Here is a 25,957-nt window from a genome sequence, read left to right on the forward strand (position 1 = left end):
AAATATTGAAATTATTACTTAATTTTAAATTGTTCTATTTATTTTCTATATCCTTAATTAAATTATATATAAATTTGCTCATTTCTCCGCCTTCATTTTTAGATACTTCTTCTGGCAAAGAATTTATATGCTCTTCTATCTTCTTTACTTCATTATAGCATAGAGATTTTTCATCTACTTTTTCCAATTGACTTACCCACTTTTTTAATTCTCCTGTTTTTACTGATTTTATATTTGGTGCTTTCACATTACTAATTATTTCTATTTCAGCTTCTATAATTTTGCCAAGTTCCGCCATAGATAAATCTTTGTATTTTATTTCTTTTGTATTTTTACTGTGTTCTATTTTCATATCTGAAAGTTTTTTTGATTCCTTTTCATACTCTTCATTATTTTTTGATACACCATAATACACCTTAGTTATATCACCCTCATTAAGAATAAATGGGCAGCCTATACTCTGCAAATTTTTAACTACTTTATCTGCATTCTCCTTTACTTTAAATACTCCACATGGTATAAAAACAATTTCACTTTTTTCACTTTGTGTTACTTTTTCATTACTCTCTTCTTTTTTCTCAACATTTTCTTTTTTATTTTTAACATCCTTTTGATTTTCTACACTTTCAATGTTAACTTTCTGATTATCTTTAACTTGAAGTTTTTTAAAGTCAAATTTATTCATAACTAAATAAGTAAACAACAAAGCTATTATTATAACTACAATTAGATAAACCATTTTGGATTTTTTCTTATTTTTAGGTTTTACATTATATCTTGTGTACTTCATTTTTTCTCCCCCCTCTTTTATTTTGTTTATTAAATTTATATTTTATTTTTTTTATATTATTACATTTTTAAATAAAAAAGCAGAAATAAAGTATTTCTTTATTTCTGCTTTTGCTCTACTTATTTAAAAATCTTTTAGCTCCAACATATGCTCTTTTATAGTGTACATCTTCTAATGAAGTTATTACTATTCTTCCACTTTCTTTTTCAGCATGAATAAATTTATTATCTCCTATATATATCCCAACATGCGATGCTTTATCATTCTTTTCTCTAAAAAAAACTAAATCGCCATCTTCTATTTCTTCTTTTTTGACAGTGATACCATTTTCCATTTGTGCTTTAATTGTATTTTCTATTTTTATTCCTGACTTATCATAAACATTAACAACAAATCCTATATCATCAAAACTATTAGGTCCACACCCACCTATCATATACGGTAATCCTAATTTTGAAATTGCATTTTTTACAACTTCATTACTTTGTGAATTTTCATCTTCAGAAATTCCCCTAGAATAATTATTTATCTTCGTATATTTATCCAAAACTTTTATTGTTTTATCTGTAGTTATTGTTATTGTTTTTATATTTGTAACTTTTTTACTATCTGTCCATGTGTATGCATAAGTTTTTTCACTCAAAAATGCAGTCATAATTAAAAGTATCATAAATAAAGACGTTAAATATCTTTCCATACTTTTCCTCAACTTCATATTTTACCTCCTAATATAAAATAAAACCATTTTATATTTCTAATTTAAAAACATTATAATTTATAAATAAAATCTAGTCAAATTCTATTTATTACTTTTTTTTTAATTTTTTCCGCAAAATACTAATTTGCAAATTTTTTTCCCTACTTAACTGCTACATTACTAAGCATCCAACATGAACTTGATTTATATATTTTTTCACAAAAATTTAACTATAAATTATACTTAGCCTTATAATTTTTTTTACTACTTCCCTAGATTTAAGATAATTTATACCACTACACTCTAAAAATGAAAATATTTCAGGATTATTCTTACTTATTCTATATTGAATTTTATCAACTTTTGAGAAATTCAAATTATCATCATAGTAATCATCAGAACTTTTAAATTCATTTTCAATAACTCCAGTTGATATTAACTTTGGTGCTCTTATATCATTTATAACAAAATTATTTATATCTATTTTTACAAGTCCATTAATATAATATAGTAACCATATATTTTCCATTTGATCTAATAATTTTCTCTTATCATTTATATAATATGGTACAAATTCTATTTGATTAAAATTATCTAATTTCATAACATATCCTCCATATTTAACATTTTAAACTTTATTTTCATATTTTAATGTTATGATTATAAAATTAAATTTATGATAATATGAAGTATTATTATTTAATCATTTCTCTTATTAAAATATATCTATTGAATCTCCTGCATTATCCTTTATTTTATCTATAGAGTGAATATATCTATTAGTTGTAGCTATATTCTTATGGCCTGCAAATTCTCTAACTTTTTCTATAGTTACTCCATTAGTTATAGCAATTGTTATAGCTGTATGCCTAGTTGAGTGAACTTTTAGCTTTTTATTTATTTTAGCATTAGAACATATTTTTTTTATTATATAATTAAAGCTACTTGGATCTAATGGATTATCTTCATTGCTATTTTTAGAATGCCCTAAAAATAAATATTTTTCTCCATCATTTTCAAAACTTCTATTTGTTTTTCCAATATATTCATTTATATATTGATATACTTCTGGCTGAATTTTCACTAAATCTTTTTTATTTCCTTTTCTTGTTATGTGAATTACATCATATTCCCCATATTTATCTATATCTTTTATTTTTATATTTGTTATTTCTGATTTTCTTAATGCAGTAGTAAGTGCTAATGCAATCATTGCTCTATTCCTTAAACCTATTATATTATCCACTTCTATACTACTAATTAATATCCTGCATTCTTCTTTTGTTAAAAATTCTGTTTCTTTATTGTTTACAACTGGTTTTTCTTCCTTTAATGATGCAAATGGATTATATTTTATAATTTCAGTATTAGTATAATTATCTTTAAACTTTAAAAGCCATTTATATAATGAACTAAGAGATGATATTTTTCTATTGATGGTAGCAGAGGACATACCTATATTAGATAGATATACTATATATTTTTCAGCATCAAATATGTTTACTCTACGTATATCTTCTAAAGATATATCTTCAATATAACTAACATTAAAAAAATCCTTAATATCTCTTTCATAACTAATAGACGTATTCTTACTTCTATTAGCTTTTATTTCTAGAAAAGCTCTTATAAAATGTTTATTATCTAAACCTCTATTTGGTAAATTGGGATTTTTATACAAGTCTATTTTATTCATTTTATCAACCTTTCTAATATAAATTTACAATTTAATCCTTGAAATTGTAAATTCTATATAAAATTCTAAATTTGCATTATATTTAATTCTTCTAATTCAAAATTAGTATAACATTTATATTTATTTTTTTAAATAAAAAAGCTGCTAATAAAATTAGCAGCTTTTTTATTATTCCAAGCTTTGTAATAACTCGCAAATTTCTTCTAATGCTTTATTTTCATCACTACCATTAGCTGTAATAATAACTTTTGAGTCCCTATTTACTCCTAATGATAATATTCCTATTAAACTTTTAGCATTAGCAGCTTTCCCATTATGTTCAATATCTACGTATGATTTAAATGACGAAGCTGTTCTAACTAACAATGTAGCTGGTCTGGCATGTAATCCTTGAGAGTTTTTTATGTCTATCTCTCTTGATACCACAAGCGTCACCTCTTAACTATTTTAAATTTTTAACAAAATTCTCTATTCTATCTAATCCTGCTTTTATATTTTCCATTGATGTAGCATAAGATAATCTTATAAAGTCATCTACACCAAAAGCAATTCCTGGTACAACTGCTACTTTTTCTGAAGATAATAATGCTTCTGAGAATGCTAGAGAATCTTTTATATTATTTCCTTCGAAAGTTTTTCCTAAAACTTTAGTTATATTTACCATTACATAAAAAGCACCTTCTGGTTTAACGCAAGATAAATTTTCAATAGAGTTAATTCTTTCTACCATGAAGTCTCTTCTATTTTTAAATTCTTTTATCATAGCTTCTACATCTGATTGATCTCCATTTAAAGCTTCCACTGCAGCATATTGAGTGATTGAGCATGGATTTGATGTAGTATGACTTTGTATATTAGACATAAGTTTTGCTATTGGTTCTGGTGCTGCAACATAACCAAGTCTCCAGCCTGTCATTGCATATGCTTTAGATACTCCATTTATAACTATTGTTCTATTATAAGCATCTTCTGAAAGACTAGCTATAGAGATATGTCCTTCTACTCCATATAATAGTTTTTCATATATTTCATCTGATATTATTAATAAATCATGTTCTTTTGCAAAACTTGCTATTTCTTCTAATTCATTTTTTGTATAAGCTGTTCCAGTTGGATTATTAGGACTATTTAATATTATTGCCTTAGTTTTTTCTGAAACTGCCTTTTTTAATGCTTCTAAAGTTAATTTAAAAGAATTAGACTCTTCTGTATCTACAAAAACTGGTTTTCCATCAGCTAATTGTACAAGTTCAGGATAACTTACCCAATATGGAGCTCCTATTAATACTTCATCTCCTGGATTTAATATTGCTTGGAAAGCATTTGCTAAACATTGTTTAGCTCCAGTAGAAATAACAATTTGAGATGTTTTATAAGTTAAATTATTATCATTTTTAAACTTATTAACTACAGCTTCTTTTAATTCTATTATTCCTGATGCTGCTGTATATCTTGTTAAACCTTTTTGAATAGCTGCAATTGCTGCATCTTGTATATTTTTTGGAGTATTAAAATCTGGCTCACCAGCTCCAAATCCTATTACATCTATACCTTCTGCTTTCATTTGTTTAGCTTTAGCAGTTATAGCTAAAGTTAATGATGGTGAAATTTGTAATGCTTTATTTGATAATTTCATAATTACAACCCCCGCTATTATATTTTATGTATAAAAAAATGAATTGTTTATTTCATTTTTTTTATTTTTGAAAGATAAACTTCATTCTTTTATAATATAACATTTATTGTAGTAAGTGTAAACAAGTTTTGCAGTCAATTAAGTTCATTTATATCCCAATATTCTTAATATCTTATATATTCCTGAAAAATATAGGAAATCGCTTACATTATCTATATTTTTGCTTAAGTTTAATGTATATATATTTTAAGCATTTATATTATATTAATACTATTTAATTTTTTCCATATAATTATAAAAGAATTTTACTTTTTTGTTTATATTTTTTTATTTTAATAAAATTAAAAAAAGGCATTTTATATGCCTTTTATCATAACAAGAAATATTATCTAGGCTGAACAATTAATCTTATAGCTGTTCTTTCTTCTCCGTCTATTTCTATATCTGTGAAAGCTGGAATACAAACTAAATCTATTCCACTTGGTGCCACAAATCCTCTTGCTATTGCAACCGATTTCACAGCTTGGTTAAGAGCCCCAGCACCTATTGCTTGAATTTCTGCTGCGCCTCTTTCTCTTAAGACTCCTGCTAAAGCCCCTGCTACTGAATTTGGATTTGATTTTGCTGAAACTTTTAATACTTCCATGATAAACCTCCTAGTAAATATATTATTCTGTATCTCTTTTATAATAATTCCACATAAATTAAAAAAATCCTCCTAAATTTTGAAAAAAAATTTAATTTTTCCAAAATTTAAGAAGATTATTTTTATCAAATTTATTTTGCATACTCAATTGCACGAGTTTCTCTGATTACATTTACTTTAATTTGACCTGGATATTCAAGTTCATCTTCTATTTTTTTCACTATATCCCTTGCCACTTCAATAGCTCCTGCATCATCAATTTCTTCTGGTTTAATCATAATTCTAACTTCTCTACCAGCCTGAATAGCATATGACTTTTCTACACCTTCATATGAATTTGCAATTTCTTCAAGCTTTTCTAGTCGTTTAATATAAGCTTCTAATGTTTCTCTTCTAGCACCTGGTCTTGCTGCTGAAATTGCATCAGCTGCTTGAACTAGTATAGCTTCTAATGATTGATATTCAACATCACCATGATGAGCCGCTATAGCATTTACTACTATTGGAGATTCGTGATACTTTTTAGCAAGTTCAGCTCCTATTAACGCATGTGGACCTTCTACTTCATGATCTACAGCTTTACCTATGTCATGTAACAATCCTGCTCTTTTAGCAATAGTTGGATCAATGCCTAATTCTGATGCCATTAAACCTGCTAAATATGCTACTTCAATGGAATGTTTTAAAACATTTTGACCATAGCTTGTTCTGTACTTCAGTCTTCCTAGTAATTTTAACACTTCTATATGTAGACCGTGTATTCCTGTTTCAAAGGTTGCTTGTTCTCCTTCTTCTCTAATATCATTTTCTACATCCTTTTTGGCCTTTTCAACCATTTCTTCTATTCTAGCCGGATGTATTCTTCCATCAACAATAAGCTTTTCTAAGGCTATTCTAGCAACTTCTCTTCTAATTGGATCAAATCCTGAAAGAATTACTGCCTCTGGAGTATCATCTATTATTAAATCAACACCAGTTAACGTTTCAAGGGCTCTTATATTTCTACCCTCTCTACCTATTATTCTTCCCTTCATTTCATCGTTTGGAAGGGAAACTACATGAACTGTAGATTCAGCAACATGATCTGCTGCACATCTTTGAATAGCATAAGTTATGATTTCTCTCGCCTTCTTATCAGCTTCCTCTTTTGCCTTTTGCTCAACTTCTTTAATCATTATAGCAGTTTCATGTCTTATTTCCTTTTTCACTTCATCCAATAACACTTGTTTAGCTTCTTCAGATGTAAGATTTGATAATCTTTCTAATTCTTGTCTTTCTTGTGTATACAACTCTTGTATGCTTTGTTCTAAGCTTTCAACTTCTTGTTGTTTTTTATTAATACCGTCTTCTTTTTTTTCTAATATAGAACTCTTTTTATCCAAAGATTCCTCTCTTTGAATTATTCTTCTTTCTAGTCTTTGAACTTCATTTCTTCTTTCCCTAGATTCCTTCTCAAAATCTGTTCTTAATCTATGAACTTCTTCTTTAGCTTCTAATATAGATTCCTTTTTTGTGGATTCGGCCTCTCTTTTAGCTTCTTCTACAATCCTTTTAGCCTCTTCCTCTGACTTAGAAATATTAGCTTGAGATATATTTTTTCTAGTATAAATAATAACAAAAGCTCCAATGAACATAGCAATTACTAATATTCCTATTCCTATTAGCAAACCTCCACTAATCATTGTATATAAACACCTCCTTATTCATTCTTTAGTATCTATTTACTTGAAAATGAAAGCTAGAAAAGGTGTCACATTTTATTCAATTGGTTGCAATTAATTTGGTTGCAATTAAATTATGCTAAACCAGTATTTGTATTTATTTTATATTACTTTCTATCCAATGTCAAGATATGTAGTATGTACTAAAACACCTGCATAGTTGAGATTTTCTTTTATTTTATATACAAATATTATTTATATGTATATAAAATTTTTTATTTTGCATTTTTTATTATTATTTTAATTATATCCATTTTTTAAAGTTGATATACTTTATTTTATATTTTAAAATATTTTAATTTATTATTTTATTAAAATAAAAAAATAGCAAGTAAACTTGCTATTTTTTATCTTTAATTTCTTTTTTTTCTATATTCTTAGTTTCTTTATATAATGGGAGATTATGCTTTTCTCTGATTTTATTTTCTATTTCTAATCTTATTTCTGGATTTTCTTTAAAATATGCTTTCGCATTTTCTCTTCCTTGTCCTAATCTTACATCACCATAAGAGAACCATGCTCCACTTTTTTGAACAATCTCTTCTTTAACTGCAATATCTAATACATCACCTTCTCTAGATATACCTTGACCATACATTATATCGAATTCCGCTTGTTTAAATGGTGGTGCTACTTTATTTTTAGTGATTTTAACTCTTGTTCTAGATCCTAAGAATTCATCACCTTGTTTTATAGTATCTACTTTTCTTACATCCATTCTTACTGATGAATAGAATTTAAGAGCTCTTCCGCCTGGAGTTGTTTCTGGATTTCCAAACATAATTCCAACTTTTTCTCTTAATTGATTGATAAAAATTGCAACACATTGAGATTTATTTATTGAACCTGTTAATTTTCTTAACGCTTGGGACATAAGTCTAGCTTGAAGACCAACATGTGAGTCTCCCATTTCACCTTCTATCTCTGCTTTTGGTACTAATGCTGCTACAGAGTCAACTACTACAATATCTACAGCACCTGATCTTACTAATGCTTCAACAATTTCTAACCCTTGTTCTCCTGTATCTGGTTGTGATACTAACAAATTATCTATGTCTACTCCTAATGCTTTTGCATAAACTGGATCTAATGCATGTTCAGCATCTACGAATGCAGCTACTCCACCAGCTTTTTGAGCTTCTGCTACAATATGTAATGCTACAGTTGTCTTACCAGAAGATTCTGGTCCAAATATTTCAATTACTCTACCTCTTGGAACCCCACCTATTCCAAGTCCTATATCTAATCCTAGACATCCTGTAGATATTGCATCTAAATTTAAACCACTATTTTCTCCCAATTTCATTATAGAACCCTTACCAAATTGTTTTTCAATTTGTGACATGGCAGATTCTAATGCTTTTAACTTTTCGCTATCCATACTTTTCATCCTTTCTACTATTAATTATTATATAAACAATTAATAAATTTATGACAGATTAATATTATTCCCAATATAAAATGAATGTATTAAATATTTTTTAGAGTCTTTTCATATAAAACTAAGAATTGAATGCTTATTTTTATATACTCTTTTTATTTACTATTTATATATTCATTATATAGATTATACTATATTTAAGATTTGAAACAACATTGAAATTTAATTTAAATAAAAACATTTTAAATTAAATTTTTTTATAATAAATACTAAGGCTTTATTTATTAGTATTTATTACACTTTTATTTTTCACAAAATAATCTATTCCAGATACTATAGTTATAACAACTGCTAAAATCATAAATATATCAGTCACTGTATTTAATATTGATACATTGACATTTAAAGTAATTAATCCAGCTATTATAGCAACCATTTGAACTACTGTTTTAGCTTTACCCCAATTACTTGCTGCTATAACAATCCCTTCTGAAGCCGCTATTGTTCTTAATCCCGAAACTGCAAATTCTCTTGCTATTATAACCATAGCCACCCATGAAGGTATCATTCCAAATTCAACCATTACAATTAATGCTGATGTAACTAAAAGTTTATCTGCTAAAGGATCCATAAATTTCCCAAAATTAGTTACTTGATTTCTGCTTCTTGCTATATAACCATCTAGTTTATCCGTGATTGATGCAACTATAAATATAATTGTTGCAATAAATATTCCCATTTTAGTACCTATTGCCATACACAACAAGAAAAATGGTACTAAAATCATTCTTATAACTGTAAGCTTATTTGCTAAATTCATACAACACAACTCCCATTTACTATTTTTAATAGTAAGGTATACTTACTTTTATTTAAATATATTTTATAGAATTTCTTAATCCTAACTTTATCTAGGTTTCAAAAGTCTATTTCAACCTTTTATATTTGTTTATAAAAAAAACATAAAATTTAATACAATACTTCACCTATTAAATCATATTCAAGCGCCTTTATAATTTTAACATTTACAAATTGACCTATTTTTAAGTCTTTACTTCCTTCTACAAATACTTCTCCATCTATTTCTGGAGCCATTTCATAGTTTCTTCCAATGTATACTTCTCCATCTTTATTCTCTATCAACACTTTATATGTTCTTCCAACTTTACTTCTATTCACACCTTTAGACACTTTTTGTTGAAGTTCCATAAGCTCATGATATCTAAGTTCCTTTACTTCTTCTTCTATTTGATTTGGCATATCAGCTGCAACTGTACCTTCTTCTTGTGAGTATGTGAATACTCCTAATTTATCAAATTTTATTTCCTCTATAAATTCTTTTAACTCCTCAAAATCTTCTTCTGTCTCACCTGGAAAACCAACTATAATAGCTGTTCTTAATACCACATTAGGAATATTTTCTCTTAGCTTTAATATGTTTTCTTTTATTATCCTTTTTCTTCCTTTTCTTCTCATAGATTTTAAAACATTGTCACTTATATGTTGTATTGGAATATCTATATATTTACATACTTTTTCATTTTCTTTAAATTCTTTTATTATGTCATCTGTAAGCTCTTCTGCATAACAATATAAAACTCTTATCCATTCAATACTTTTTATTTTTGATAGTTCTCTTAAAAGTATGTGCAATGTTTTCTCTTTATATAAATCAATTCCATAGCTAGTTGTATCTTGTGCAACTAATATTATTTCTTTATATCCATTAATTGCAAGTTCTTTAGCTTCCATTATTATATCTTCCATTTTTCTACTTCTGTATCTACCTCTTATTTTAGGTATAGCACAATAAGCACAAGCATTGTTACATCCTTCTGAAATTCTTAAATATGCTGTTTTATTTCCAGTTGTTACAACTCTTTTTCCTGTGTTTATATTAGAATCACTATAATTTGTATATGCTATTTTTTTATTTGTCTTTAAAACTTCTTCTATGCTTTCTGTAAGTTTATCATAATCATTAACACCTAAAATAATATCTAACTCAGGAATAAGTTCTAAAAGCTCACTACCATATCTCTGAGTTAAACATCCTGTTGCTATTAATACCTTACAATTATTTTCATCTTTGTATTTAGCCATACTAAGTATTGTATCTATTGATTCTTGCTTTGAACTTTCAATAAAGCCACATGTGTTTATAATTATAACATCTGCATTTTCAGGCTCATTAATTAATTCAAATTTCTCCTTTACTGTTGCAACTATAATTTCAGAATCTATTCTATTTTTATCACAACCTAAGTTTATTACTCCTATTTTTAATTTTTCCATTCGTTACCTCCTATTTAGAATGTAATATATTTATATTCCATCCTAATGATAATCTTATCCTATTATTGAAATTCTAATCTACTTTATGATATATATTTTAATCTTTAACTATTAAACTCCTCTTTGCTTATTAAGACTTGTCTAGGTTTGCTTCCATTTTTTCCAGATATTATTCCTCTCTCCTCCATTTCATCTATAATTCTTGCCGCTCTATTATATCCTATTTTTAATCTTCTCTGCAATAATGATGTAGATGCAGCATCTTCATCTATTACTATTCTTATAGCTTCATTTAATAATTCATCACATTCATTATCTCCATTAGAAGGTTTTGCACCTTCCTCGATTTCTTCTATTATTTCTTCTGAATATATATGTTCTTCGATTTGAGATTTTATAAACCCAACAACTCTTTCAACTTCTTCTTCAGATACAAATGCTCCTTGTATTCTTATTGGTTTTGATTCTCCTACTGGATAAAATAGCATGTCTCCCTTTCCTAAAAGTTTTTCAGCTCCTGAGGAATCTAATATAGTTCTAGAATCTATCTGACTTGAAACAGCAAAAGATATTCTTGATGGTATATTCGCTTTTATAACTCCAGTTATTACATCTACAGATGGCCTTTGAGTTGCTATAACAAGATGCATACCTGCCGCTCTCGCCATTTGTGCTAGTCTTCCAATATAATCTTCTATGTCATTTGGACATACCATCATTAAATCAGCAAGCTCATCTATTATTATAACAATCCATGGAAGTTTTTCTTCTACTATACCTTTAGTAGCCAGTTCATTATATCCTTCAATATTTCTAACATTATTATCTGCAAATATTTTATATCTTCTAGTCATTTCATTTACTGCCCAATTTAAAGCACCTGCAGCTTTTTTAGGTTCAGTTACAACTGGTATTAAAAGATGAGGTATCCCATTATATATATTTAATTCTACAACCTTTGGATCTATCAGTAATAATTTAACCTCATCAGGAGAATATTTATAAAGTAAACTCATAAGTAAAGTGTTAATACACACACTTTTTCCTGAACCGGTAGCCCCTGCTACAAGTAAGTGTGGCATTTTAGTAAGATCTGATACTATTGAATGTCCACCTATATCTTTGCCTAAACAAAAAGCTAAATTTTTATTAAAATTCATAAATTCATCTGACTCAATAACTTCCCTTAAGTATACTGCTGTAAGTTCTCTATTAGGAACCTCTATACCTACAGCTGCTTTTCCTGGAATAGGAGCTTCAATTCTAACTCCTGACGCGGCCAAGTTTAATGCTATGTCATCAGCTAAATTAACTATTTTACTTACTTTAACACCTGCACTTGGTTGCAATTCAAATCTTGTTACTGATGGACCTTTTGTAACTTGTGTAACTTTTGCTTCTACTCCAAAACTAGCAAGAGTTTCTTGAAGCTTACTTGCACTGTTTAATAATTCTTTTTTATCACCTTTTTTTAATTGGCTATTTTCATTTTTAGAAAGCAATTCCATGTTAGGCTTATCATAATTTATTATAGTATTTCTATTTACAATACCAATGTTTACTTCTGAAGCATCATCATCTTCTTTTTCAATTTTGTAACTACGTTTTTTTATGGCACTTAAATCACTTTGAACTGTATCTCCAAAAATAAAATCTGTATCTGTACTTTCTTTATTTTTATCATCTTTTAGAAATTCAACAATTTTAATTTTACTATCATCTTCTTTATTGCTAAGATCAAAAAATGGATTATCTAATGAAACTTCTTCTGTAACAGCAATACTTTCATTTACATTCATTGGTTCATCTATTTTTATTTCTTTACCTTCTTTATTTTTAGAATTACTTTTTAGGTCTTGTCCTTTTTTCTTGATGCTGTCTACAATATCTTTAAGTGTAATATCTTTTATCATTACAATAGATATTATATATAAAGATATAAATATTACATAGCTTCCTATGCTACCAAATAATTTATAAACCGGTAATATTATTAAATAACCTATTACCCCGCTATGTATAATATTTGATGAATTATAAATATTGCTCATACTTAATAAAATATCACCTTCAATATGGTAGTTAAATAATACTATCATTTGTATAAGTAATAATGTATTTGTTATAAATAACATTATTCCATAAAATTTTTTAGTAAACTTTATTTTTCCATTTCTATATATATAGTTAAATCCTATAAATATAAATAACAGTGGTAACACATATGCACCTAAGCCTAATATTCCAATTAATATATTATATATAAATATTCCCATGACACCTGTTAACGATGTTTTTTCAGAAATAACACTTGCTATAAGACTAAATAATGTTATGATTCCTAAAATAATTAATATAACACCTTTAAGCTCTGGTCTGATTTCTGTATTTTTTTTATCTTTTGTTGTTTTCTTTTTTACTTTAGTGTTTTTCTTTGCCACCATCTCACCTCCACATATTATTTCTATAAAAAACTCTTAGAACCTTCTTTAATATCTGTATATAAATAATTTTGTTTTATATTAAGCAATATAAAAATAGGTCTATATAGACCTATTTTTATCAATAAGTTCATTTAACTTATTAAGCGCTTGAGATATTCCTCCAACTTCATCTATAAGACCACATTGAACAGCTTGTTTTCCTATCAATATAGTCCCCATATCATTTAACAATTCATCAGTTCTAGCCATCATTTTGTTTAATTCATCTATAGATATCTTAGATGTTCTTACTATAAATTCTGTTATTCTCTCTTGCATCTTTCTAAAATATTCAAATGTTTGAGGTACTCCTATAATAAGTCCATTCATTCTAATAGGATGAATTATCATTGTTGCACTAGGTGATATATATGAATAATCTGATGATGTAGCTAATGGAACTCCTATTGAATGACCTCCACCTATAACTAATGATACAGTAGGTTTAGTTAAACTTCTTATCATTTCAGCTATAGCTAGACCAGCTTCTACATCTCCACCTACAGTATTAAGTACAACTAATATACCTTCAACATTTTTATCCCTTTCCATTGCTATAAGTTGTGGTATAACATGTTCATATTTAGTAGTTTTAGTTTGTGGCGCACCAATATTATGACCTTCTATCTGTCCAATTATAGGTAAAATTTGTATGCTAGAATCTCCGTCTTTAGCTACTTTTGACACACCTAATTCTTTAATATTTTGAACTTTTTCTGTTTGATTTGGATTGTTACTTTCAGGTTCTTTATTAGGTTCATTATTTACATTACCATCTAGTATATTGCCATTTTCATTATATATCATCTTTTTCCTCCTTAAGCAAACAAATTATATAAAATAATAATTATTTTATAATCTTATCTTTTAATAGTCTGTTCATTTAAAGATTCACTTATACTTAATGAGCTAAATTAAATTCTCCATGAAGTACATTTATAGCTATATCTGTATCTTTTTCTTCAACAAGACACCATATAGTCATATGAGAGTCTGCTGTTTGTAATACTTCTATATTCTGTTTTGTAAGAGCTTTTAAAATTCTTGCCATAACTCCAGGCACACCTTTCATTTTTGTTCCTATTATGGCTATTTTACTACAATTTTCAATATATGAGTAAGATAAATTTAATTTGCTAACTATATCTTTAAATTTTTCTAAATCATTATCTGCAATTGTAAATATTTTTTGTTTTGGAAATACACTTATAAGATCTATACTTATATTGTTTTGTGCTAATATATCTAATAAATTAACATATTCATCTGTTCCATTGTAATTTGCAGTTATTTGAACTCTACCTTTAACATGAGTTATTCCTGTTATAATTTTATTTGATTCTCCACACGTATCATTAGATATTATAGTTCCTATACAATCATTTAATGTATTTTTTATAACTAACGGTATATTGTATTTTTTAGATATTTCTACTGCTAATGGATGAATAACTTTAGCTCCTTGATCTGCAAATTGGAATACTTCTTCATATCCAATTTGTTTTATAAGCATTGCATCTGAAACTATTCGTGGATCAGCTGTCATTATACCATCAACATCAGTATATATATGCACTTCTTCTGCCTTTAATGCTGCTCCTAGTATTGCACCTGTTACATCACTACCGCCTCTTCCAAACGTAGTTAAAAAGCCATTATTTTCAACACCTTGAAAACCAGCTACAACTGGTACTTTTCCATCTTTAATTAAATCTAATATTCTATTAGTTTCTACATCTAATATTGATGCAGATCCATAATTACTATCAGTTTTTATACCTGCTAACCCTCCAGTTAATGGAATAGAATCTATTTCTTCTTTATAAAGCTCATTACACATAACAACTGTGCTTATTATTTCTCCGCATCCTAATAATACATCTGTAGCTAATAAATTAGATTTTTTAAAATCGTCACTTACTAACTGAAGTAATGTATCTGTTGCATAGTTATCACCTTTTCTTCCCATTGCTGATACAACAACAACAGGTGAATATCCTTCACTAATTGCATTCTTTACTTTTTTTACTACTAATTTTCTATTCTTTTCAGTTGAAACAGACGTTCCTCCAAATTTTTGAACTAGTATTTTCATTAATTACTCCCCCAAACTTAGTCATTTTATTATGTTCTAGGTTTCCAAACTTATATTACATATTGTTTTTTAAATTTGGATATATTTTAAAAACTAGTATGTGCTCACTTTTTTTAATTTAATAATCTTTTTAATAAAATTTAACTAAACGAGCTTATTTTTGAATTAGTTTATACACGATTAACTCTCAATGTTTCATCATCTATATCTATTATAATAGTTTTAGATCCTATTTTTTTCACATATTCCCAAGGTACTTCCATGAATCCATTACTTTTAAATAGGCTAAAACTTGATTTATTATCATTTAATAAAAGTAATTTTAATACTCCATTTTCATCTATTACTATATCATTGTTAGCTAATAAATTGTATTTATCACCATCATTTATATTTATAATTTCGTATTTTCCCATTTCACTTAGATATTTAATATTATCTTCCATAAAAACTCACCTCATATTATATTTCTTTATATAGAACAATTACACAGTAAATATTTTTTACCTATATAAAGAATAGTTATGAGTCACACTATATTTTTATGATAATAAAACATCTTTTATATTATAATCATTTTTTAACACATCTACATTCTTACCTACAAATGCAGAGTTTATAATTCCCTTTTTAAAAGTATTTTCCATTACTCTATCTATACTTTCCATATCTATTTTATCTATTTTCTTTATAACATCTTGAGGTGTATTAATTTTATTTAAAAACAGTACAGCCTTTCCATTACTAAACATTCTACTGCTAGTGCTTTCTAAACCTAATATATAATTTCCTTTTAGTTGCTCTTTAGTTTTATACAATTTTTCTTTACTTATTTTATATTTAACAAAATTTTTAGTCTCATTTTCTATAGCTTCTATAGCTTCTTTTGCATACTGTGGGTTTATCCCTGCATATATATTTATTAATCCATTATTTACATGTGATGACATATACATATATATTGAATAACATACAGCTAACTCTTCCCTTATTTTTTGAAATAGTATGGAAGAAGCTCCACCACCTAGTATGTTAGATAATAATATAGATGTATACAAATCATCATGTCCAAGAGCCATACCTTGGATTCCTAAATTTATATGTAATTGCTCTATATCTTTTTTTACAAAATAATTATTAGTTGTTATTTTAGGTGTAGAATATACTGTTATATTTTTATTTTCAGTTTTCCATTTTCCAAAATATTTCTCTAATAATTTTTCTATATTTTTCATATTAATATTTCCACATATAGATAAAACACAATTTTCTGGTATGTAATTCATTTTTAAATAATTTATTAATAAATTTCTATCAAAAGACTTAACAGTGTTTTCTGTACCTAGTATTGGAAGTGATAGTCCATCATTTTCCCATGCAGCTTTAGCATGTACATCCATCAATACATCTTCTGGATTATCTTTACTCATATTTATTTCTTCTATTACTACACCTTTTTCTTTTTCTATGTCTTCTTCACTAAATAAACTATTAAATAACATATCTGATAGTATTTCTAGACTTAATTCTAAATGTGTATCTAATGTTTTTATGTAATAACATGTTGATTCTTTTCCTGTGAAGGCATTTATTTGTCCTCCTACATCTTCAATTTGTTCTACTATTTCTTTTGATGTTCTATTGGAAGTTCCCTTAAATAGCATATGTTCTATGAAATGCGATACTCCATTATTATAAAAATTTTCTTTTCTTGAACCATTTTCAACCCATAATCCAATTGACACAGAATTGAAATGTTCTATGTTTTCAACTACAACTTTTAAACCATTATTTAAAGTAAATAAATTATACATCTCGATTCTCCTCATTGAAGATATATTATTAAAAATTTATTTCTAATATAATCTATATTGTTATAAAAATCAATAAAAAATTCTTTATAAATTTAAGTATTAACTAATTCTTATATTATATTACTACTTATTATAAATTTTAATTTTACAACTTAATAAATTATAAAAAAATAAAAAGGCATTATGCCCTTCTATTTGTTTACTTCTCAACGTTGTTGTCAGTTTCTTTATTATCTGTATCTTTTATTGCATCTTTTCTTGAAAGATTTATTCTTCCTTGTTGATCTATTTCAGTAACTTTTACTAAAATTTCGTCTCCAACTGATACTATATCTTCTACTTTGTTTACTCTTTCAACATCTAATTTAGATATGTGAACTAATCCTTCTTTTTTAGGCATTATTTCAACAAATGCTCCAAATGTAGTTATTTTAGTAACCTTACCTAAATAAATTTCTCCAACTTCTACTTCTTTAGTTATTTCTTTTATTATTCTTAAAGCTTCATTTGCGCTAACACTATCATTAGACATTATTACTACTTTACCATCATCACTAGTATCTATTTTAACACCAGTATCTGCTATGATTTGTTTTATTACTTTACCACCTGGTCCTATAATATCTCTAATTTTATCTGGTTTTACAGTCATAGTATACATTCTAGGTGCATAAGGTGACAATTCTTCTCTAGCTTCAGGTATACATGCTTTTATTTTGTATAATATAAACATTCTTGCATCTCTAGCTTTTTCTATAGATTGTCTTATGCAGTTTTCTGAAAGACCTTTTATTTTAGTATCAACTTGAATTGATGTAATTCCTTTTTCTGTACCTGCAACTTTAAAGTCCATGTCACCAAAGAAATCTTCTATTCCTTGTATATCTGTTAATACTTCTTCTTCACTTAAATCTTCACTTGTTATTAATCCCATTGCAATTCCTGCTGCTGGTCTCTTTATTGGAACACCTGCATCTAATAAGGCAAGAGTACTTCCACATACACTAGCTTGTGATGTAGATCCATTAGAACTTAATACCTCTGATACTAGTCTAATAGTATATGGGAATTCTTCTATTGATGGTATAAGTGGCTCTAAAGCTCTTTCTGCTAAAGCTCCATGACCAATTTCTCTTCTTCCTGGTCCTCTTAATGGTCTAACTTCTCCTACACTGTATGCTGGGAAATTATAGTGGTGCATATATCTTTTAGATTCTTCTTCACCTAATCCATCAATAATTTGAACATCACCTAAAGCTCCTAAAGTTGCAACAGTCATAACTTGAGTTAATCCTCTTGTGAAAAGTCCTGTTCCATGAGTTCTAGGAAGTATAGATGTTTCACAACCTATAGGTCTTATTTGATCAAATGCTCTTCCATCTGGTCTTCTTTGTTCTTTTAATAGCATATATCTTACTATTTCTTTTTGAATTCCATAGATAACTTCAGCTACATCAGCCATATTATCTTCATATTTTTCTCCAAAAGCTTCATTTATTTTTTCTTTAACTTCAGAAACTTTTGCATTTCGTTCATCCTTATCTGTTATATACATAGCTTCTTTTAACATATCAAAAGAAAATTCTCTAATTTCCTTTTCTAACTCTGCATCAACTTTATGAAGTTCTGGAGTTATTTTTTCTTTTCCAAATTTAGCCATAGCTTCTTCTTGGAATTTAACTATTTTTTGACATTCATTAAATCCAAATGATATTGCTTGAATCATAGTTTCTTCTGGTATTTCATCACCACCAGCTTCTATCATCATAACTCTATCTTTTGTTGCACAAACTGTTAACGATAATGAACTCTCTTCTCTTTCCTTAACTGTTGGATTTAATATAAATTCTCCATTTATAAGACCAACTGAAACTGTTCCTACTGGATCTACAAATGGTATACTTGATAAAGATAATGCCATTGATGCAGCATTCATTGCTAATATATCTGGAACATTATCTTGTTCTACAGAAACCACTGTACAAACAACCTGCACATCATTTCTATACCCCTTAGGAAATAATGGTCTAATTGGTCTGTCTATAGCTCTTCCATTTAGTATAGCTTTTTCTGAAGGTTTCCCTTCTCTTTTTATAAATCCTCCTGGGATTTTTCCTACTGCGTATAATCTCTCTTCATACTCAACACTTAGAGGGAAAAAGTCTATACCTTCTCTAGGTGATTCTGATGCATTTACATTAACAAGTACTACTGTTTCTCCATAACTCATGAATAAAGCACAGTTAGATAACATTCCTACTTTGCCGTTTTCAACTTTCATTTCTCTACCGGCTATAGTGGTTTTTAATGTATTAATCATATATTTTCCTCCTTTCAATCACTATTATTTGTATTTTTGTAAAATTTAATAACTTTATAATTAAATTTTACTTACAAATAAATTTGTATTTAAACACACAATTTAAATATTGTAATGCCTAAAATAATAGAGCGGCATAGCCGCTCTTAATTATTTTCTTATTCCTAACTCAGCTATTAGAGCACGGTATCTTTCGATATCTTGCTTCTTTAAGTAGTTTAAAAGACCTTTTCTTTGTCCAACCATCATTAGAAGACCTCTTCTTGAGTGGTGATCTTTTTTGTGAACTTTTAAGTGCTCAGTTAACTCTTTTATTCTGAAAGTTAATAAAGCAACTTGAACTTCTGGTGATCCTGTATCTCCTTCAGTTCTTGCAAATTTTTCCATTATTTCTTGTTTTCTAGCCTTATCCATGTGTAAAACACCTCCGATTGTAATATCCCCTTATTCCAAGTACGCCGTCGGCAATTCGATTAACTTAGCATAAGGTTCAAGAAGAATTATATCAAATAAACTCCTCTTTGTAAATTATTTATTTTTAGTTTATTGCTATTTCTATATTTTGATTTTTGACAAAATTTCTATCTTTATTCAATTGTTTCATTAAATTTTCTATATTTGAGAATTTTTGTTCTTCCCTTATCTTGTTAATAAAGTAAATTTCAACAAACTCTCCATAAATAGTATCATCAAAATCTAATATATTAGTTTCTACACTAAGTTTTTCTCCATTAACAGTAGGATTCATTCCTATATTAGTCATAGATTTATATATATCATTTTTATATTTAACTAAAGTATAATATACCCCTCTTTTAGGTAATATAAACTCCTTATTATATTCTAAGTTTATTGTTGGAAAACCCATAGTCCTACCTAACTGTCTGCCTTTAACTATAGTTCCTGACATTGTATATAAACTTCCTAACATATTATTAGCTCTTACTATATTACCTTCTGATATATATTTTCTAATTTTACTACTACTTATTATTTCGTTATCCATTTTTATTGGGGGAACTACATATAATTTGAAACCTAACTTATCACTATATTGTTGTAGTAATTTTATATCTCCCAAGTTTTTATAACCAAATCTAAAATTAAATCCTACTACTATTCCTTTTACATTATAACAATTGACTAACTTTTCAATAAATTCTTTAGGACTTATTTCCATAAAGTCCTTGTTAAAAGTCATAAAGTTTACTATATCTATACCCATTCTATTTAACACTTCAACTTTTTTATCATTATCCATTATAAGTTTAGGTGCTATCTCATTATTTATAACCGTTAGTGGATGATTATAAAAAGTACACACCATTGATTTACTTTCTAATCCTTGATTTGAAAATTTCTTAGATATTTCTATAGTTTTTTCTATTAAGCTTTGATGACCCTTATGTATTCCGTCAAAACTCCCTAATGCCACAACTGTATTTTCCCTTAATTTTTCTGAAAAATTATCCCTCATTATTTTCATACCTAAATACCTCTAAATTAAAATTTTAATTAATTTAAAGCCTACATCAGTTTTCTCACCTATAGCTATGAAGTTGTCTAACTCATCATAAACCCTATATAACTTAAACTTTTCTATATTTCCAGAAAAGTTTCTATCCATAACTACAACTCCATTTAGTAATAATTTCTTAAATTTATCATTTGCTATAACTTTAGGACATTCTAAGAAAGCCTGTTCCACAGGTATTACATTTTCTTCTATATTTTCCTTTGTTAAATCTTTTATATTTATAGAATTTTCTTTATTAAATTTTCCTGTAGATAATCTTTCCAAGCTTGTCATCATAGCTCCACAACCTAATTTTTCACCTATATCATAACATAAACTTCTAATATAAGTTCCTTTTGAGCAATTAACTTTAATTTTAACATAAGGTATATCTATTTCTAGAATATCTATATTATATATTTTTATCGGTCTTGCTTCTCTTTCAATTTCTATACCTTGTCTTGCTAATTCATAAAGTTTTTTACCATTAACTTTTAATGCAGAATACATTGGTGGAACTTGATTTATATTCCCTATAAATGAATTTACAACACCTTTAATTTCGACTTCGTTTACATTGACTTCTGAAGTTCTTATAGTCTTACCTTCTATATCATAAGTATCAGTAACCTCACCTAGCTTTAAAACTGCAACATATTCCTTTTCATCATCCATTATATAATCTATGATTTTAGTTGCTTTTCCTATACATACCGGCAAAACTCCACATGCTTCTGGGTCTAAAGTTCCACAATGTCCTACTTTTTTCTCACCAGCAATTTTTCTTACTTCTCTAACCACATCAAATGAAGTCATTTTTGTTGGTTTGTAAATATTTAATATACCAAAATTTACATTACTTGATTTCATATTATATCAACTCTTTTTCTAACATATCTATTAACTGTTTTTTACATTCCATAGAATTTTTCTCTATAAAACATCCTGCCGCTCTTATATGTCCACCACCATCGAACTTTTCTGCAACTTTTCTAACGTCCACTTTTTCTTTAGATCTAAGACTAACTTTTACTCCGCCTTCTGCTTCTTTTATTAAAACAGTAACATCTGCACTTGCAACTTTAGTTCCAAACATTAAAAGATCTGACGTATCTGTATTTTCCAAGTTTAGCTCTTCCAACATAGATTGCTCCAATATCATAAAAACAGCCTTGCTATTACATTCTAAAGTCATAGTTTCTATAACTTTTCCATAAAGCTTTATTCTATTAAATTCTTTATTATCAAATATTTTTCTATGTATTTCACTAAAATTAATGCCAGTATCTATTATTTTTCCTGCCACTTCATGAGTACTTTTAGTAGTATTGCTATGTCTAAAAGATCCAGTATCTGTAAGTAACGAAGTATATACACCTTCTGCCATATCATTGTCTATTAATATATTAAGTTTTTCAATAACTTTATATATAATTTCTCCTACAGCAGCAGCTTTTGTATCAACATAATTTAAATCTCCATACATCTCATTTGACATATGATGGTCTATATTTATTACTTCATAATTTCTATTTTGTAAATTTATATTTGCATTAATTCTTTTAACATCTCCACAATCCAAAACTATTAGTAATTCAGTTTCATTTGGAATTTCAAAATTTTCACCATTAACTTCATCAAATATTTTTATATAAGAAAATGTATTGGATAATTTTTCCTTGCTTAATATATTGCATTTTTTTCCCAATTTTCTTAATGCTAAAGTTAAAGCTGTAGCACTACCAATAGAATCTCCATCTGGTGATGAATGAAAAGTAATAGCAATGCTATTACTTTTCATAATTTTATTTATTACTTTATCTAAATCCATAATCATTTACTCCTTTATTTTATTAAATAATGATTGTAAATGCATAGCTTTATCTAAAGTTTCATCAAGTTGTATTATAACTTCCGGTACATGTCTTAATTTTACATTTTTACCTATTTCTCTTCTTATAAATCCAACTGAATTTTTTAGTATTAAAAGTGCATCAGATTTTTCTTTTTCACTTCCAAATATACTTACATAAATTTTGGCATAGCTTAAATCTCTACTTACATCTACATCAGTTACGCTAACCATAGCAGTTAATCTAGGATCTTTGATTTTATTTTGTATAGTATTACTTACATCCTTTTTTATTTCTTCATTTATTCTACCGCCTCTATAATTTGCCACGTAACTCACTCCTTAAACTATATTTGTTTTGGCTTAATTTCTTCCATAGTATAAGCTTCAATAATATCGCCTTCTTTTATGTCATTGAATTTTTCTATACTTATACCGCATTCAAAACCTGTTGCTGCTTCTTTAACATCATCTTTAAATCTCTTTAATGAAGCTAAAGCAGATTCAAATACAACAACACCATTTCTTATAACTCTAACACTTGCATTTCTTACTATTTTTCCTGTTAATACATAACAACCTGCAATTGTTCCTACATTTGATATTTTATATACCTGTCTAGCTTCTGCTGTTCCTAATACAACTTCTTTATATTCAGGATCAAGCATTCCAAGCATTGCAGATTTAATATCTTCAATAGCATCATAAATTATTCTATAAGTTTTTATTTCAACATTTTCTTTTTCACCAACTGCTACAGCATTATTATCTGGTCTTACATTAAATCCTATTATAATAGCATTTGATGCTGATGCTAAAGTAACATCTGTTTCTGTTATAGCACCAACTCCACCATGTATTACTCTTACTTTTACATTATCTGTAGATAATTTTTCTAAAGATTGTTTTACAGCTTCTGTTGAACCTTGAACGTCAGCTTTTACTATAACACTAAGTTCTTTAACTTTTCCTTCTTGGATTTGGCTATATAAGTTTTCCATAGAAACTTTATTTGAAGCTGTAAAGCTTTCTTCTCTTATTTTGCTTTTTCTACTTTCTGCCATGTTTCTAGCAGTTTTTTCATCTTTTACTACATTAAATCTATCTCCAGCTGCTGGAACTTCTGATAAACCTAATATTTCAACTGGTATAGATGGACCTGCTGATTTAATTTTCTTTCCTTTATCATCATTCATTGCTCTTATTCTTCCATAAGTAGTTCCAACTATGATTGAATCTCCTACATTTAAAGTTCCATTTTGAACAAGTAATGATGCAACTGGTCCTCTTCCTTTATCAAGCTTAGCTTCTATTACTGTACCTTTTGCTCTTCTATCTGGATTTGCTTCTAATTCTAACATTTCAGAAGTTATTACTATCATTTCTAATAATGTATCTAATCCTTCTTTAGTATGAGCTGATACAGGTACACATATAGTGTCTCCGCCCCAATCTTCTGCTATTAATCCATATTCAGTTAATTCTTGTTTAACTTTATCTGGGTTAGCTGCTGGTCTATCCATTTTATTTATAGCAACTATCATTGGAACTTCTGCTGCTTTACAGTGGTTTATTGCTTCTATAGTTTGTGGCATTATACCATCATCTGCTGCAACTACTAATACAACTAAATCTGTAATTTTAGCACCTCTAGCTCTCATTGCAGTAAAGGCTTCGTGTCCTGGAGTATCTAAAAATGTTATTTTTTCTCCATTTACATTTACTGTGTAAGCTCCTATATGTTGAGTTATTCCACCTGCTTCTGTAGCTGTTACTTTAGAATGCTTTATAGCATCTAGTACTGAAGTTTTACCATGGTCAACGTGACCCATTATTGTAACAACTGGTGGTCTTTTAACTTTATTATCATCTTCTGATTCGAAGCTTTCCATTTCAACTTCTTCACCTAGTTTGCCTTCTTCTTCTTCTTTTAAAACAGCAATTGTTCCGAATTTTTCTGCTACCTTTTCAGCTATATTAAAATCTATTTCTTGGTTCATGTTTGCCATTACACCAATGAACATTAATTGTTTGATTACTTCAACTGAAGATTTCTTTAATTTTTCAGCTAGATCCTTAACAATTATAGTTTTTTCCATTTCTATAACTTCTTCACTTGATTGTTCTACTGGATCATTCTTACCTTCTACAGTTCTATCTCTTCTATTTTTTGCTTTTTTCTTGACAACTACCTTATTAGCATTTTCATTTTCTATTTCTTCATAGTGTTTTACTATTTCTGAGCCATTAGATTTTTGATCTGCAAAAAGTTCTTTAATTAAATCTGCATCCTCTTCATCTATAACGCTCATGTGATTTTTAGCATCTACGCCAAACTCTTCGAAAAGAACTGTTATTAGTTCTTTACTTGAAACTTCTAATTCTTTAGCTAATTCATATATTCTTACTTTTGCCAAAGTATTCACCTCCAAATTTATATAACTTCACATTCATTCCATAAATTCAAAAGTCTATCACTCATATTTCTATCTTTTACACATAGTACATTAATCTCATTTCTTCCTAAAGCTTTTCCTAATTCCTCCTTAGGAATATCATCTATTATTTTAATGGATTTATCATCGCAATATTTAATAAATTTCTTTTTAGTATTATGTGCACATTCTTTAGATAATAAAAGCAGATAAACATTTTGTCTTTTTATTGTTTCTTCACATTTGTTGTATCCTTCAATAAGGTTACCTGATCTTTTTACAAGTCCTAAAAATTGATAAAATTTATTGTGCATTCTTTATTTCTTCCTTTAACTTCTCAATAATTTCTTCATCAATTTTCCCTTCAAGATTTCTCTCTAGTCTTCTTGCTTTAATTGATTTTTCTAAGCATTCGATACTCTTGCAAATATATGCACCTCTACCAGCTTTTTTACCTGTTAAGTCTATAGAAACTTCGCCTTCTTTACTTCTTACGACTCTTATAAGATCTTTCTTATTTTTCATTTCCATACAGCCAGTGCACATTCTTTGAGGTATTTTTTTTGCCTTCATTAAATAT

At 27.6% G+C, this 25,957-nt stretch carries 24 protein-coding genes and 2 pseudogenes; all 26 read right to left on the reverse strand.

All coding sequences use genetic code 11. From position 1 onward, the window contains the following. Positions 1–34: 34 nt before the first annotated feature. The 26 genes and pseudogenes from BN346_RS01600 to rnpM all read right to left on the reverse strand — a co-directional run bounded on the left by BN346_RS01600 (position 35) and on the right by rnpM (position 25,950). Positions 35–790 carry an SPOR domain-containing protein gene (locus tag BN346_RS01600; protein WP_034438641.1) on the reverse strand — a complete coding sequence of 252 codons (756 nt, stop codon included), beginning with the start codon at positions 788–790 and terminating at the stop codon, positions 35–37. 115 nt (positions 791–905) lie between these two features. Next, positions 906–1,505: a C40 family peptidase gene (locus BN346_RS01605; RefSeq protein ID WP_051539855.1), complete on the reverse strand. Its 600-nt coding sequence runs from the start codon at positions 1,503–1,505 to the stop codon at positions 906–908. Between the two features lie 208 nt (positions 1,506–1,713). Continuing rightward, positions 1,714–2,091 carry a hypothetical protein gene (locus tag BN346_RS01610; protein ID WP_034438643.1) on the reverse strand — a complete coding sequence of 126 codons (378 nt, stop codon included), beginning with the start codon at positions 2,089–2,091 and terminating at the stop codon, positions 1,714–1,716. A gap of 111 nt (positions 2,092–2,202) precedes the next feature. Beyond that, positions 2,203–3,183: a tyrosine-type recombinase/integrase gene (locus BN346_RS01615; RefSeq protein ID WP_034438645.1), complete on the reverse strand. Its 981-nt coding sequence runs from the start codon at positions 3,181–3,183 to the stop codon at positions 2,203–2,205. A 168-nt stretch (positions 3,184–3,351) separates the two neighbouring features. Further along, the gene (locus tag BN346_RS01620) at positions 3,352–3,609 is read right to left on the reverse strand and encodes an HPr family phosphocarrier protein (protein WP_034438648.1); all 258 of its coding nucleotides are present in this window, start codon (positions 3,607–3,609) and stop codon (positions 3,352–3,354) included. 16 nt (positions 3,610–3,625) lie between these two features. Beyond that, entirely contained in the window at positions 3,626–4,819 is a 1,194-nt protein-coding gene (locus tag BN346_RS01625; RefSeq protein ID WP_034438650.1) for a pyridoxal phosphate-dependent aminotransferase, read from the reverse strand. Between the two features lie 385 nt (positions 4,820–5,204). Beyond that, positions 5,205–5,465: a stage V sporulation protein S gene (locus tag BN346_RS01630; RefSeq protein WP_034438652.1), complete on the reverse strand. Its 261-nt coding sequence runs from the start codon at positions 5,463–5,465 to the stop codon at positions 5,205–5,207. Positions 5,466–5,596: 131 nt separating this feature from the next. Beyond that, the gene (rny, locus tag BN346_RS01635; protein WP_034438653.1) at positions 5,597–7,147 is read right to left on the reverse strand and encodes a ribonuclease Y; all 1,551 of its coding nucleotides are present in this window, start codon (positions 7,145–7,147) and stop codon (positions 5,597–5,599) included. A 379-nt stretch (positions 7,148–7,526) separates the two neighbouring features. Continuing rightward, positions 7,527–8,567 carry a recombinase RecA gene (gene recA, locus BN346_RS01640; protein ID WP_034438655.1) on the reverse strand — a complete coding sequence of 347 codons (1,041 nt, stop codon included), beginning with the start codon at positions 8,565–8,567 and terminating at the stop codon, positions 7,527–7,529. A gap of 277 nt (positions 8,568–8,844) precedes the next feature. After that, positions 8,845–9,387 carry a CDP-diacylglycerol--glycerol-3-phosphate 3-phosphatidyltransferase gene (pgsA, locus tag BN346_RS01645; protein ID WP_034438657.1) on the reverse strand — a complete coding sequence of 181 codons (543 nt, stop codon included), beginning with the start codon at positions 9,385–9,387 and terminating at the stop codon, positions 8,845–8,847. Between the two features lie 149 nt (positions 9,388–9,536). Then, a complete protein-coding gene (gene rimO / locus BN346_RS01650) occupies positions 9,537–10,862 on the reverse strand; it encodes a 30S ribosomal protein S12 methylthiotransferase RimO (RefSeq protein ID WP_034438660.1) in 1,326 nt (441 codons plus the stop codon). Between the two features lie 104 nt (positions 10,863–10,966). After that, entirely contained in the window at positions 10,967–13,306 is a 2,340-nt protein-coding gene (locus BN346_RS01655; RefSeq protein ID WP_034438663.1) for an FtsK/SpoIIIE family DNA translocase, read from the reverse strand. Between the two features lie 99 nt (positions 13,307–13,405). Further along, positions 13,406–14,152 (reverse strand): ClpP family protease, encoded by a 747-nt coding sequence (locus BN346_RS01660; RefSeq protein ID WP_051539857.1) that lies wholly within the window; start codon positions 14,150–14,152, stop codon positions 13,406–13,408. 94 nt (positions 14,153–14,246) lie between these two features. Next, the gene (dapG, locus tag BN346_RS01665) at positions 14,247–15,440 is read right to left on the reverse strand and encodes an aspartate kinase (protein ID WP_034438665.1); all 1,194 of its coding nucleotides are present in this window, start codon (positions 15,438–15,440) and stop codon (positions 14,247–14,249) included. Between the two features lie 170 nt (positions 15,441–15,610). Continuing rightward, positions 15,611–15,886 carry a YlmC/YmxH family sporulation protein gene (locus tag BN346_RS01670; RefSeq protein WP_034438667.1) on the reverse strand — a complete coding sequence of 92 codons (276 nt, stop codon included), beginning with the start codon at positions 15,884–15,886 and terminating at the stop codon, positions 15,611–15,613. Positions 15,887–15,982: 96 nt separating this feature from the next. Continuing rightward, on the reverse strand, positions 15,983–17,254 hold the full coding sequence (locus tag BN346_RS01675; protein ID WP_034438669.1) for a M16 family metallopeptidase: 1,272 nt from the start codon (positions 17,252–17,254) through the stop codon (positions 15,983–15,985). 199 nt (positions 17,255–17,453) lie between these two features. Beyond that, on the reverse strand, positions 17,454–19,574 hold the full coding sequence (locus BN346_RS01680) for a polyribonucleotide nucleotidyltransferase (protein ID WP_034438671.1): 2,121 nt from the start codon (positions 19,572–19,574) through the stop codon (positions 17,454–17,456). Positions 19,575–19,724: 150 nt separating this feature from the next. Then, positions 19,725–19,988: a 30S ribosomal protein S15 gene (gene rpsO / locus BN346_RS01685; protein ID WP_034438675.1), complete on the reverse strand. Its 264-nt coding sequence runs from the start codon at positions 19,986–19,988 to the stop codon at positions 19,725–19,727. Positions 19,989–20,112: 124 nt separating this feature from the next. Further along, positions 20,113–21,060, reverse strand: a complete 948-nt coding sequence (locus BN346_RS01690) for a bifunctional riboflavin kinase/FAD synthetase (protein WP_034438678.1) — start codon at positions 21,058–21,060, stop codon at positions 20,113–20,115. Positions 21,061–21,072: 12 nt separating this feature from the next. Next, a complete protein-coding gene (gene truB, locus BN346_RS01695; RefSeq protein ID WP_034438680.1) occupies positions 21,073–21,960 on the reverse strand; it encodes a tRNA pseudouridine(55) synthase TruB in 888 nt (295 codons plus the stop codon). Position 21,961: 1 nt separating this feature from the next. Then, the gene (locus BN346_RS01700) at positions 21,962–22,921 is read right to left on the reverse strand and encodes a DHH family phosphoesterase (RefSeq protein WP_034438682.1); all 960 of its coding nucleotides are present in this window, start codon (positions 22,919–22,921) and stop codon (positions 21,962–21,964) included. A 6-nt stretch (positions 22,922–22,927) separates the two neighbouring features. Then, a complete protein-coding gene (rbfA, locus tag BN346_RS01705) occupies positions 22,928–23,272 on the reverse strand; it encodes a 30S ribosome-binding factor RbfA (protein WP_034438684.1) in 345 nt (114 codons plus the stop codon). 17 nt (positions 23,273–23,289) lie between these two features. Beyond that, positions 23,290–25,056, reverse strand: a pseudogene (gene infB, locus BN346_RS01710) (translation initiation factor IF-2); the annotation flags it as partial. Between the two features lie 104 nt (positions 25,057–25,160). Further along, positions 25,161–25,359, reverse strand: a pseudogene (locus BN346_RS22300) (translation initiation factor IF-2 N-terminal domain-containing protein); the annotation flags it as partial. Between the two features lie 17 nt (positions 25,360–25,376). After that, on the reverse strand, positions 25,377–25,691 hold the full coding sequence (locus BN346_RS01715; protein ID WP_034438690.1) for a ribosomal L7Ae/L30e/S12e/Gadd45 family protein: 315 nt from the start codon (positions 25,689–25,691) through the stop codon (positions 25,377–25,379). Continuing rightward, entirely contained in the window at positions 25,681–25,950 is a 270-nt protein-coding gene (rnpM, locus tag BN346_RS01720; protein WP_034438692.1) for an RNase P modulator RnpM, read from the reverse strand. The genes BN346_RS01715 and rnpM overlap by 11 nt, the downstream gene beginning before the upstream one ends. Positions 25,951–25,957: the final 7 nt, after the last annotated feature.

Origin of the sequence: Clostridium ihumii AP5, from assembly GCF_000612845.1 — a bacterium.
Lineage (GTDB): Bacteria > Bacillota > Clostridia > Clostridiales > Clostridiaceae > Clostridium_J > Clostridium_J ihumii.